This is a genomic window from Prochlorococcus marinus XMU1406, from assembly GCF_017696055.1.
Taxonomy (GTDB): domain Bacteria; phylum Cyanobacteriota; class Cyanobacteriia; order PCC-6307; family Cyanobiaceae; genus Prochlorococcus_A; species Prochlorococcus_A marinus_W.
Genome location: NZ_JAAORG010000001.1, coordinates 388,259 through 400,283, shown reverse-complemented (window position 1 = coordinate 400,283; position 12,025 = coordinate 388,259). Strand labels below are relative to the sequence as shown.

12 protein-coding genes are annotated in these 12,025 nt (G+C 31.8%); 6 read left to right on the top strand and 6 right to left on the bottom strand.

All coding sequences use genetic code 11. The features are described 5' to 3' along the window. Nucleotide 1: 1 nt before the first annotated feature. Genes HA149_RS02300 through topA form a run of 3 tightly spaced genes read right to left on the bottom strand, consistent with a single transcriptional unit; the run spans nucleotide 2 to nucleotide 3,778 of the window. Nucleotides 2-640 carry a DUF2232 domain-containing protein gene (locus HA149_RS02300; protein WP_209112645.1) on the bottom strand — a complete coding sequence of 213 codons (639 nt, stop codon included), beginning with the start codon at nucleotides 638-640 and terminating at the stop codon, nucleotides 2-4. A gap of 20 nt (nucleotides 641-660) precedes the next feature. After that, complete coding sequence (locus tag HA149_RS02295) at nucleotides 661-1,164, bottom strand: hypothetical protein (RefSeq protein WP_209112643.1); 504 nt, start codon at nucleotides 1,162-1,164, stop codon at nucleotides 661-663. 7 nt (nucleotides 1,165-1,171) lie between these two features. Then, nucleotides 1,172-3,778 (bottom strand): type I DNA topoisomerase, encoded by a 2,607-nt coding sequence (gene topA, locus HA149_RS02290; protein ID WP_209112641.1) that lies wholly within the window; start codon nucleotides 3,776-3,778, stop codon nucleotides 1,172-1,174. 175 nt (nucleotides 3,779-3,953) lie between these two features. On the opposite strand from topA, the gene HA149_RS02285 reads away from it, so the two are divergent. Both HA149_RS02285 and HA149_RS02280 read left to right on the top strand, forming a co-directional pair. Beyond that, entirely contained in the window at nucleotides 3,954-5,474 is a 1,521-nt protein-coding gene (locus tag HA149_RS02285) for an NAD(P)H-quinone oxidoreductase subunit N (RefSeq protein ID WP_209112638.1), read from the top strand. A 16-nt stretch (nucleotides 5,475-5,490) separates the two neighbouring features. Next, on the top strand, nucleotides 5,491-6,177 hold the full coding sequence (locus HA149_RS02280) for an ABC transporter ATP-binding protein (RefSeq protein ID WP_209112636.1): 687 nt from the start codon (nucleotides 5,491-5,493) through the stop codon (nucleotides 6,175-6,177). Nucleotides 6,178-6,179: 2 nt separating this feature from the next. Here the strand turns inward: HA149_RS02280 and HA149_RS02275 are convergent, their stop codons facing one another. After that, nucleotides 6,180-6,929, bottom strand: coding sequence for a biotin--[acetyl-CoA-carboxylase] ligase (locus HA149_RS02275; protein ID WP_209112634.1), 750 nt, complete (start codon nucleotides 6,927-6,929; stop codon nucleotides 6,180-6,182). 75 nt (nucleotides 6,930-7,004) lie between these two features. On the opposite strand from HA149_RS02275, the gene HA149_RS02270 reads away from it, so the two are divergent. Continuing rightward, nucleotides 7,005-7,490 (top strand): DUF721 domain-containing protein, encoded by a 486-nt coding sequence (locus tag HA149_RS02270; RefSeq protein WP_245154651.1) that lies wholly within the window; start codon nucleotides 7,005-7,007, stop codon nucleotides 7,488-7,490. A gap of 5 nt (nucleotides 7,491-7,495) precedes the next feature. Here HA149_RS02270 and HA149_RS02265 read toward each other — a convergent pair whose 3' ends face one another. Both HA149_RS02265 and hisF read right to left on the bottom strand, forming a co-directional pair. Continuing rightward, entirely contained in the window at nucleotides 7,496-8,197 is a 702-nt protein-coding gene (locus HA149_RS02265) for a ubiquinone/menaquinone biosynthesis methyltransferase (RefSeq protein WP_209112632.1), read from the bottom strand. A 45-nt stretch (nucleotides 8,198-8,242) separates the two neighbouring features. Further along, the gene (gene hisF / locus HA149_RS02260; protein ID WP_209112630.1) at nucleotides 8,243-9,013 is read right to left on the bottom strand and encodes an imidazole glycerol phosphate synthase subunit HisF; all 771 of its coding nucleotides are present in this window, start codon (nucleotides 9,011-9,013) and stop codon (nucleotides 8,243-8,245) included. 59 nt (nucleotides 9,014-9,072) lie between these two features. Between hisF and petP the strand changes: the two genes are divergently transcribed. The 3 genes from petP to HA149_RS02245 are packed head-to-tail and all read left to right on the top strand — an operon-like array spanning nucleotide 9,073 to nucleotide 12,024. Beyond that, entirely contained in the window at nucleotides 9,073-9,297 is a 225-nt protein-coding gene (gene petP / locus HA149_RS02255; protein ID WP_011375988.1) for a cytochrome b6f subunit PetP, read from the top strand. Between the two features lie 8 nt (nucleotides 9,298-9,305). Next, nucleotides 9,306-10,253: a chlorophyll synthase ChlG gene (gene chlG, locus HA149_RS02250; RefSeq protein WP_209112627.1), complete on the top strand. Its 948-nt coding sequence runs from the start codon at nucleotides 9,306-9,308 to the stop codon at nucleotides 10,251-10,253. A 1-nt stretch (nucleotide 10,254) separates the two neighbouring features. Beyond that, complete coding sequence (locus HA149_RS02245) at nucleotides 10,255-12,024, top strand: transglycosylase domain-containing protein (RefSeq protein WP_209112625.1); 1,770 nt, start codon at nucleotides 10,255-10,257, stop codon at nucleotides 12,022-12,024. Nucleotide 12,025: the final 1 nt, after the last annotated feature.

Below are 12,025 nucleotides of genomic sequence, written 5' to 3'. Positions count from 1 at the left end.
TTTAATTATTAAAATCAACTAAGCAATTTAATAATCTTGGAGGATCTGGGATTGTTAATTTAAATCTAGGAAACAGAGAATAGGCAACTACATGTACAGTTAAAACATAAACTATTTCTTGAAAAATTATTAATAAAATTGCACCTAATTGTATACTCAAAATTGAGGGATATAAAGGTAGATTAAATAATCCAAAGAACTTTTCTATTAGACCATAACTCGCTCTAGTAATTAAAACCCAAAGATTATCTCCAACCAACGTAGATAATGCTATTACTCTTAGTAAGAAGCCAAGGGTTCCAATAATAACTCCCCCAGTTAAACTAAGTTTCCAACTCTTTTCTTTAAACCAACACCAACCTAACCAAAAAGCCAAGATCCCATAAGGAAATAAAAATAATGTTCCTCTAACAGGACCCATAATTATAAATAAAAGTAGAAATTGTATCAAAAGTCCTTCCAATGCAATTTTAGTTCCTCTTCTCAAGTGCAACAAGATCATTGGGAGGGGTAAAATCAACCTTAATAAAGCACCCCCAATTGGCAGATAATATAATGCAATCCATAATAAAGACGAAAGAGATGCTAAATAAGAGGTCTCGACAATATTTAATGCTTCAGTTTTTGTTGTTATTTTCATTTTTTGTTGAATATTTTTAATTAATTTTTATTCATACTTTTATTTTTTGAATCTAAGATACGTTCAATCTTTTCTATTTCAAAATTTACCTCAGAATTACTCAATATGGAACTTAACTCTTCCGTGGGATCTTTTGGATCTACATCTTTTAAGATAAATATTATTTTGTAAGATTGAAGCTCAATTTTTCTTTTTTTTAAAAGATTCTTAATTTTTTTATTTTTTTTATCATCAAATTTTTTGTTTTCTTTTTCTAAATTTATATCGTTTTTATTTTCTGGAATATTTTTTGGCTTTTTTTCTTTTTTAATTTTTTTATTTTTTTTATCATCAAATTTTTTGTTTTCTTTTTCTAAATTTATATCGTTTTTATTTAATAAGTTATTTTGTAAATTTTCATTTTTGCTTGTTTTTTCTAAATCATTAAAACTACTTTCAAGAAAATTTCCAATCCTCCCTCCAGAGCATGATTGCAAGAAAATTAAAAAAATTAATAAAAAAAATTCTTTTTTTTTAAAAATCATATTTTTTCTAACTTTTCTTTTTCCTTGTAGTTTTTTTATTACTAATCTTTGTTTTTTTTAAAATTGCGCCTTTTTTATCTTTTAGTTTTTCTTCTAAAAGAGATACTGCTTCATCTATAGTAAATTTTTCTATATCAGTATCTTTTGCAATAGAAATATTAGTTTTGCCACATTTTAAATAGACGCCATATCTACCATTTAATATTTGAATATTTTCTTTAAATTCTTTCGGTTTTCCGAAGTCTTTAAGTACCTCTTGACCACCTCTACCCATTTTTGGCATCGCAAGAATTTCTAATGCTCTTTTTATATCAACAGTAAAAACATCATCCTCTTTCTTTAAGGATCTATTTTCAGATTCAGATTCATTTTTAATCCATTTGATATAAGGGCCAAATCTTCCTCTATCAGCTTCAACAACTCCTCCTTCAGGATGAACTCCTAACAATCTAGGCAAACTTAAAAGTACAAGAGCCTCATCTAGAGTAAGATCATCAGTTTTCAACTCTTTGGGTAATGAAGCTCTTCTTGGTTTAGCTTTATCTTGATCATTATTTCCCAATTGTACGTAAGGTCCATAAGGGCCAAATCTTAAAAAGACTTTTTCCCCAGTTTTTGGATCAGTTCCAAGATCTGATGGGCCACTTAAAATTTGATCAACTTGCTTTATGTCTAAATCTCCAGGAGTAATATCCATTGGAAGATTACCTTTAGCTTGAATTTCATTACCAGATTCATCAATTTTTGTACCCTCTAGCCAAGGTCCGTTAGAGCCTATTCTGACTACGCAAGGAAGGTCTTCGAAATCAACTTGTCTATAAGCTTTACCATCAATACCACCCTCTGTTTTCTGAACTTTTACCTCCAAACCATTTTTACCTTTATAGAAAGTTTCTAGGTATGGTAGCCACTCAAGATTACCAGAAGATATTTCATCCAATGAAGATTCCATTTTTGCAGTAAAAGTAGTATCAACCAGATCAGGAAAATGTTCTTCTAGTAAAGCGGTAACAGCAAAAGCTGTAAACGTTGGAGCCAAAGTATTGGAGGATATATTGGCATAACCTCTATCCACAATTGTCCCTATGATGCTTGCATAGGTAGAAGGTCTTCCAATCCCTTCTTTTTCAAGGACCTTAACTAATGCAGCCTCTGTATATCTTGCAGGAGGTTTAGTTTCATGAAAAGTAGACTCATTATTAGTAACTTGAAGACATGTTCCAGTTGTTAAGTTTGGGAGAATAATTTCTTGTTGTTCAAGGGATGAACTTGGGTCATCACTCCCCTCGACATAAGCTCTGAAGAATCCCGCGAAATCAATACTTTTCCCACTCGATTTAAATATTCCATCTCCCACTCTAATTTCAGCATTAATCATTGTTAGCCTAGCTTCCGCCATTTGACTAGCTACAGTTCTTTTCCAAATTAAATCATAAAGAGATAAGTCTCTACCAGTTAGACTAGTTTCCTTTGGTGTTTTAAATACCTCACCTGCAGGTCTAATAGCTTCGTGTGCTTCTTGAGCATTTCTTGCAGTTGAATTAAATTGTCTTGGTGAGTCAGATAAATATTCTTTCCCATACATAGAACTGACACATTCTCTAGCAGCTCTTGTGGCTTGTTCGGAAAGATGAACTGAATCAGTCCTCATATATGTTATGAAACCTCTCTCATATAGCCCTTGTGCACATCTCATAGTTTCTCTTGCAGACAAACGAAGCTTCCTGTTTGCTTCTTGTTGTAATGTGCTAGTTGTAAATGGAGGGACTGGCTTACGAGTGGAAGGCTTTTTTTCGATTTTTGAGACTAACCAATCCTCTGAGGAAAAAGTCTTCAATAAATAATTTACTTTTTCTTCTCCAATTATTAAAGATTTATTTCCTTGCTTTAATTTGCCGGTCTGTTCATCGAAATCGGAACCATTAGAAATTCTTTGACCGTTTAAACTGAATAATTTAGTTTCGAAAGTAATATTATCTTTTACGAGGGAAGCTTTAATACCCCAGTAACTAGCTTTTTTAAAGGATCTTCTTTCTCTCTCTCTCCTAACAAGAAGCCTTACTGAAACTGATTGAACACGACCAGCAGATAATCGGGGGGCTACCTTCTTCCAAAGTAAAGGAGATAATTCATATCCAAAAAGCCTGTCCAAGATTCTTCTTGTTTCTTGAGCCTGAACAAGTTCCATATCAATTTCTCTAGTTTGGTCTAAAGCTTTATTAATTGCCTTTTTTGTAATTTCATGAAAAACCATTCTCTTAGTTGGTATTTTAGGCTTAAGTATTTGCAGGAGATGCCAACTTATACTCTCTCCCTCTCTATCTTCATCAGTTGCCAGTAATAGCTGGGTTGCACCTTTCAATGCATCTTTCAACTCTTTAACAACCTTTTTCTTATCTTTTGGAACTATATAAAGTGGTTCAAAATCTTCTGTTGTATTAACTCCTATCCTTGACCATTTTTCCTTTTTAACCGCAGCTGGTATTTCAGCAGCTCCTTTTGGAAGATCTCTAACGTGTCCCATTGAAGCGAGAACTTCATAATTTGAAGGCAAAAACTTTCTTATAGTTTTTGCTTTAGTGGGACTTTCAACAATAACGAGTGTGTGATCCAAGGTTTATTTCAAAAATTGGTGTTTTTGTTCAGTTAGGGCATATTATAATTATTTGAAGCTTTTTCAAGTAACTTCTTCTTAAAATTTCAAAAATCATACCCACAAATTATAATCAAATTAAGATTAACTCTTAGACCCTTACAATCAAACATCTAATTTAATCCAATTTAATAAAGTGCCCAACGAAATCTTTACAATTAATTTAAATGCTCAAGCCATTATTCCAGAGGCTTTTATTTTATTAGGCATTGTTGGAACACTTCTTGTAGATTTAGCTGGAGAAAAAACTGCATCAAAATGGGCACCAATAATTTGCTATTTATCAATAGGCAGCTCTCTCGTTAGTTTGGCATTGCAATGGAGTAATCCGGTAGAAATCGCATTCCTTGGGTCCTTTAATTCAGATAATTTGGCAATCGCATTTAGAGCAATAATTTCTTTATCAACCTTAGTATCTTTACTTATAAGTTGGCGGTATACAGAACAAAGCGGTAGCCCAATTGGCGAGTTTGCCGCGATAGTTCTTTCAGCCACCCTTGGAGCAATGCTTTTGTGTGGATCTACTGACCTTATTAGTGTATTTATATCTCTGGAAACTTTATCCGTAGCAAGTTACTTACTTTCTGGTTACCTCAAGAGAGATCCAAGAAGTTCAGAAGCGGCCTTAAAATACCTCCTTGTTGGATCAGCTGCTGCTGCGGTCTATTTGTATGGATCCTCTTTTCTTTATGGATTAAGTGGTTCAACAAACTTAGTGACCATAGGTTTAGAAATTATCAATAAGCCATCCTTTATTACTTCACTAGCTCTCGTATTTGTCTTATCAACAGTTGCCTTTAAAATTGCTGCAGTTCCCTTTCATCAATGGACTCCTGATGTATATGAGGGTTCACCTACACCTGTAGTAGCTTTTTTATCTGTCGGTTCAAAAACAGCGGGCTTTGCATTTGCAATAAGAATATTAAGCACAACTTTCTCTTCTTTTGACGAAGAATGGAAACTTTTATTTACAATTTTGGCCATATTGAGCATGGCTCTAGGAAATATTGTAGCTCTAGCTCAAACCTCTATGAAAAGGATGCTAGCTTACAGTTCTATTGGACAAGCCGGATTTGTAATGATTGGAATAGTATCTGGAACACAAGATGGTTTATCAGCAGCTGTTTTATATTTGGCTGCATATTTGTTTATGAATTTGGGTGCATTTTCTTGTGTAATACTTTTCTCACTACGAACTGGTTCTGACAGAATTCTTGATTACTCAGGACTTTATCAAAAAGATCCTCTAATTACATTAGGCTTAAGCCTTTGTCTTCTATCTCTTGGAGGTTTACCTCCAATGTTAGGATTTTTTGGAAAGATATACTTGTTCTTTGCAGGTTGGGCAAATCATCAATATCTATTAGTAATAGTTGGTTTAGTAACTTCAGTTATATCTATTTATTACTACATTTCAGTGATAAAAATGATGGTAGTTAAAGAACCACAGGAAGCTTCTGAAATAGTCAAATCATATCCTGAAATTAATTGGGGAATTGTAGGATTACCTCCCTTGAGAATTGCACTTTATACTTGTGTCGCAGTAACTGCTCTTGGAGGAATCCTGTCTAATCCTCTTTTTAAATTAGCTAATACAGCAGTTTCAGAAACTCCTTTCTTACAAGATATTATTGCTACAGCAAACAATATTTCCTAGAAGAATTCTTCAATAAATGTCTAAGAAAGTCGCGAGTTTAGAAAATATATCTAAAACATATGGGAAAGAAGATCTAACTGTTAAAGCCTTAGACAGCATAAACTTAGAAATTTTTAAAGGTGATTATTTAGCTGTAATGGGAGCAAGTGGCTCAGGCAAAAGTACAGCTATGAATATTATTGGATGTCTAGATAGACCATCTGAAGGTATTTATAAATTAAATGGTATTCCTGTTGAGAATTTATCTGATGATGAGCTCGCGGAAATACGCAACCAAAAATTAGGCTTCGTTTTTCAACAATTTCATCTTCTTTCAGACGCAACTGCACTTGAAAACGTAATTTTGCCAATGATTTACGCTGGTATTGAGCCTGAGCAAAGATTAGTTCGAGGTAAGAATGCCCTAAAAAAAGTTGGCCTTTCAGAAAGAATGAATAATCGCCCAAACCAATTATCCGGAGGTCAACAACAACGAGTTGCTATTGCAAGAGCTATAATCAATAATCCCGCAATTTTGTTAGCAGACGAACCTACTGGAGCACTAGATTCAAAAACCACTGAAGATGTATTAGATCTTTTTGACAAACTGCATGAATCTGGAATAACTATAGTTTTAGTTACGCATGAAGATGAAGTTGCAAATCGCGCAAAAAAAATAGCCAAATTTAAGGATGGAAGAATAGTTGAATTAAAAGTTAATTAAATTCAAAACCTTCTAATTACCTTCAGTTGAGTTTCATTTTCAATTCTTAAATTCCCATTCGAATCAATATCTTTAATTTTCCATGAATCAGAACAATAACCACTAGGTAAAAAACTTTTAGTAAGATACTTATTTGCAGATTTAATTACATATTCTTTTTTCTTGTTACATTCAATTGAATCATAAAAAGCTTTAAGAACTTTGGCTGTCCAATAATGTTGATTAATATTCTTAGTTTGAAGTACCTTTGATAATGAAATACCTTCTGATGGGGTGTAATTTAAAACATTCATGCCAAGTCCTAACCTTGCATAGATAATTTTTTTGCCTCTTGTTATCACCCTTGGTAAAAATCCAATCAACTTTTTTGAACCAAAAAAAATATCATTTGGCCATTTCAAATAAACATTTATATTCTCTTGTCTAAGCATTTCACATAACTTAATACCTAAAGACAAATTAAATATTTGATATTCAAATTCTTTCGAAAATATTGGGTAAGCTGCACTTAACCAAATCCCGCCTTTTGGAGAAACCCAAGTTTTTGAATTTTGGCCAACCCCTGAGAACTGTTCTCTTGCGATTATCGCTACTGGCTGGTTTTTCTTTATTTCAGAACATTCAAGCAAGTTTGTTAGCTCATTTTCGGTACTTTTACATTTTATTTTGTAATGAAGTGTCCAGGTTGGATATTGACCCTGAATTTTTTTTAAATAAAAAACTGTCTTAGCTGCAGGTCCAATAACTTTCACAAATTCTTTATTAAAACAACGAGCATCTTTTTAAAGATTAGATTAACTTTAGTCTTAATAAGTAAATTTTACAAATTGGACAAAAAGTATTTGCCAATAGTGAATAGAAGGAATCCACAGCCATTAAAAAATTGTCTTGATAATTTCAAAAAATCCTGCGGAGACTTAGATAAACTCACTAAAATCAACGAAAACTGGAAGAACTTAATCGGCTTAGAACTATTTCAAGAATGTAAACCATTAAATATTGAAAAAAAAATACTTACTATTGCAGTAAATCATCCACAATGGCGCCAAGCTTTAATCTACAACAAGCATAAATTAAAAGAGAGAATCGAGAAAATTGGAATAACTTTGAATGAAATAAAAATAATACAAAATTATGAAATTAAAAATAAAAATATCAAAGCTACTAATGCAAAGATAGTTTGGGCAAAGCATCCAAGCAGAATCAATCAAAATAATATGTGCATTTGTACTCTTTGTAATTCCCCTACTCCTGAGGGCGAAATCAAAAGATGGGGAAAGTGTTCTTTTTGTTGGAGAAAAATAAAAAACTAAATTCTTTATTTAGTTAAAATTAGTATTCCCATTTGCCCCCCCCCAATAGTCATATATTCAGCTTTTTTAAATCCAACTTCCTTAGCAATATTTATAAGCACATTTTTCTTTGGAAAATTACTAATACTTTTTTCAATATATGCGTACTCTGGACCTAAATTAAAAAGCCGCGAAATGGTTACTACAATTAATCTCAAATAAATTTTCTGAAAAATATTGGATAAAGAATTTCTTGTTGAGTGATTAAAATCCAAAAATCCTGCCCTTCCCTTATCCTTCAAAAGATCAAAAACTTTTTTTATTCCTCCTTCAACATTATTCAAGTTTCTAAGTCCATATGACATGCAAATCCCATCAAAATTTTTTGAATAATCATTAATTTCTAATACATCTTTAATTTCCCACTTAATAAATTTATTTTTTTTAAGCTCTGATTTTTTTTTTGCAATATTTAAGATATCCTCCGCACTGTCAATCCCAGTAATTGAACCCCTTGGACTAACTCTCTCAGAAATTAAGAATGCTAAATCTCCAGTTCCACAGCATAAATCTGCCCAATCTTCACCATTTAAAGGTTCCAATAAATTAACTAATTTCCTTTTCCATAATCTGTGCAGCCCAAAACTTAATAGATTATTTAAAAAGTCATATTTATAAGAAATTTTATTAAATATATTTTTGACTTCGATAGTTTTTGTGAATTTCATTTTTAAATTTTTAACTTATTTCTTTTTGGTATTAAATTAAATTTTTTATTCATATGGTCTAATAGGAAGTTTTTTCCCAAGGAGGAAAGTCTTTATTTCTCTTAAAGAAAGTTTCTTATCATGAAGTAATGATGCTAAAAGTGCGGCAGATGCCCTGCCTTCATTGAAAACATCATAGATATCTTCTAAACAACCTGCTCCTCCAGAAGCAATCACTGGAATATTAACAATATTGGTAACAGATTCAGTCAGATGTAAATCATATCCATTCTGCGTGCCATCACCATCCATTGAAGTAAGCAAAATTTCCCCTGCGCCTAACTCCTCAACTTTCTTTGCCCAACTTAATACATCTATTCCAGTATTTTCTCTCCCTCCTTTTACATAAACCTCCCATTCATCAGTCTTATTAACTTTTCTTTTAGCATCAATTGCTATCACGATACATTGATTACCAAATTCTCTAGAACTTTTAGAAATTAAATCTGGATTTCTAACAGCAGAAGAATTCAAACTCACTTTGTCCGCTCCAGCTCTTAAAAGATCATTAATTGAAGAAACAGAATCTATTCCTCCACCTACTGTAAATGGGATTTTTACTGATTTTGCGGTCCTAGAAACAAGGTCAACTAATGTATTTCTATTTTCTACACTAGCTCTAATATCTAAGAATACTAATTCATCTGCGCCTTCATCAGAATACCTACAAGCCAATTCAACAGGATCGCCTGAGTCTCTCAAGTTAACAAAATTTACACCTTTAACCACTCTGCCATGGGCGACATCTAAACAAGGAATTAAACGAAGAGCTACCATTTTAGTAAAAATTGTCCAAATGCTGTTAATCTTGCATAATAGCTTCCATTTTACCTCTTATGGCTGAAACAAAATTATTACCCAAAATCGGTAGTAAAATCAAAATTAACATTAACAAAGTAAAAGATAGACTACCAGCTAAATTAATCGATCAAATATCCTCGAATCCTAAAGCCGTAATAACAGGCTATAAAATGACAGACGGCAGAAGTATTGGGATAACCGCAAAATTTCAGAATGGTGAGCAAAATTGGTTTTTCCCAGAAGAAATTGAGAAAGGTTAAAGAGTAAAGTGAATGATCCAAAACAACTATTAGGAATTAAGGGTGCCTCTGAAACATCAAGTATATGGAAACTCCGTATACAGTTAATGAAACCCATAACGTGGATCCCTTTGATATGGGGAGTTATTTGTGGAGCAGCTGCAAGTGGGAATTTTAAATGGACATTTAGTAATGTTCTAGCTTCATTAGCATGTATGTTGATGAGTGGACCACTTCTGGCTGGTTATACCCAAACCATAAATGATTTTTTTGATAAAGAAATTGATGCAATTAATGAACCAAATAGACCAATTCCTTCTGGCAAAATTTCAATTAAAGATGTAAAAATACAAATCTGGGTATTACTTATAGCAGGTTTAATAGTTGCTTTTCTATTAGATTTATATGCGAAGCACAGCTTCCCCTCCGTATTACTTTTGGCATTAGGAGGTTCCTTTGTTAGTTATATATATTCTGCTCCACCACTCAAATTAAAACAGAATGGTTGGCTTGGAAATTATGCATTAGGAGCATCTTATATAGCTTTACCTTGGTGGGCAGGACAAGCCTTGTTTGGGAAATTAACTATCGTGACGGCGATACTAACACTTGCTTATAGCCTCTCAGGACTTGGAATTGCTGTTATTAATGATTTCAAAAGTGTTGAAGGAGACTCAAAGCTAGGCTTAAATTCTTTACCAGTAGTATTTGGAATTAAAAATGCAAGTAGAATAAGTGCAGGACTGATTGACATTTTTCAATTAGCAATGGTTATAGTATTAGTCATTATTGGTCAACATTTAGCCTCTGTAATTTTAGTTTTATTGGTAATTCCACAAATTACATTTCAAGATATGTGGTTACTAAGAGATCCTCTAAAGTTTGATGTCAAATATCAAGCAAGTGCCCAACCGTTCCTTATAACTGGAATGTTAGTTACAGCTTTAGCGATAGGACATAGTTTTTTAGTTGCTTAAGGTGCAAAAGATTAAATTCAAATCTTTTGTTTTAATAATTCCAATATTAATTTTTTCTGGAATATCTTTTTATTTTTTTAGTTTAATATTTAGTACGTTAAAATTTGACGTATCTAAAAATAAAAAGTTTCGGGAAACAAAATATTCTTATGTAATATCATCTTCTGATAATAAGATACTAAGCAAATTAAGCCGCAAATTTGAAATAGATAATAGTTATCATAAAATTCCACTTTTTCTTAAACATTCTTTTATATCTTCTGAGGATAAAAGATTTTATAAACATAATGGAATAGATTTAAAAAGTATTTCTCGTGCCCTTATTCAAAATATTAGAAGTGGTTATGTTAAAGAGGGAGGAAGTACGATTACACAACAAGTTTCTAGATTACTTTTTCTAAATAATGATTTAAGTTTTCAAAGAAAAATCAAAGAAATATTTATATCACTCATACTTGAATTGAGATATAACAAAAATCAAATTTTAAAATTATATTTAAATAATATTTATCTAGGATCAGGAGCATATGGGGTAGACGAGGCTGCCCAAGTTTATTTTGGAAAATTTATAGAAGAATTGACATTATCAGAAATCGCATTAATTGCAGGATTAGCTCCAGCTCCATCAATTTATTCACCTTATCAAAATTTAAAGCTAGCTATTAAAAATAGAAATAAAGTTCTTGAATCAATGTATGTTGATGGATATATTTCTCTTGCAAATAAGAATAAGGCTATTAAAGAAAAAATAAAATTAAATTATCAAACAGCTGATAATTTTTTAGATGATAAATTACTAATAAACTTTATTCTTGAGGAAACAGATAAAAAAATTGGAAGTAAAAATGATTATAAGTTTTTAAGAATTAAATCTTCTATCAATAAAGATTGGCAAGAAAAAGGTCAAAAAATATCAAGATACGCAGGGCCTAAAGAACTTGAATTTGGTCTGTTATCAATCGAATCAAACACAGGACTAATCAGGACAATGATAACCAGCAAAAATCCATCAATTAATGAATACAATAGAGTGATTTCATCTGTAAGACCTTTAGGTTCTACTTTTAAAATTATCCCTTATGCTGCTGCATTAATAGAAGGAATAAAATTAAGCGATGAATTTGAAGACTTACCAATATGCTGGGAAAGTTATTGCCCAAAAAATTTTTCAGAAGACTATAGAGGTTCAATATCTTTGATTGAATCATTTAAAAGTTCATCAAATATCGTTCCAATATCAATAACAAAAAAAATCGGCTTAAAAAATATTATTAATTTAGCGAATTCATTTGGACTAGGTTACAAGCAAGAGTTTGAGGAATTCCCATCATTAGCTATTGGCTCCTATGGAGATAATCTTTTAAACATCACAAATGCATATTCTGCAATAAACAATAATGGGAAGATTCAAAGCCCTGAAATCATAGAAAAAATAGAATCATTTAAAAAACAACCTATTTGGGGAAACAAATCTATTTCAAAGAAAATATTAGATTTAAAAGTAAACAAGAAAATGAATAAACTTCTTGAAAAATCTGTAAAAGAAGGCACTTCAAAAGCAGCCTCTATAAAAGGGAAGAAAATTTATGGGAAAACAGGAACATCTGATGGAAATAAAGATCTCTGGTTTATTGGTTCCATTGATAACCTTACAACAGGGATCTGGATAGGTTACGACGATAACAAGGAATCTGAATTATCTAGTGGGAATGCAGCTTATTTATGGAAGAAGTTCATATCTGAAATTTATAAAATTCCAATAAAAAAATAAA

Excerpts from the sequence above, each read along its gene's own strand:
- hisF (WP_209112630.1), bottom strand. The coding sequence starts at position 9,013 with ATGGTAGCTCTTCGTTTAATTCCTTGTTTAGATGTCGCCCATGGCAGA.
- HA149_RS02280 (WP_209112636.1), top strand. The coding sequence starts at position 5,491 with ATGTCTAAGAAAGTCGCGAGTTTAGAAAATATATCTAAAACATATGGG.
- HA149_RS02300 (WP_209112645.1), bottom strand. The coding sequence starts at position 640 with ATGAAAATAACAACAAAAACTGAAGCATTAAATATTGTCGAGACCTCT.
- HA149_RS02295 (WP_209112643.1), bottom strand. The coding sequence starts at position 1,164 with ATGATTTTTAAAAAAAAAGAATTTTTTTTATTAATTTTTTTAATTTTC.
- HA149_RS02265 (WP_209112632.1), bottom strand. The coding sequence starts at position 8,197 with ATGAAATTCACAAAAACTATCGAAGTCAAAAATATATTTAATAAAATT.
- petP (WP_011375988.1), top strand. The coding sequence starts at position 9,073 with ATGGCTGAAACAAAATTATTACCCAAAATCGGTAGTAAAATCAAAATT.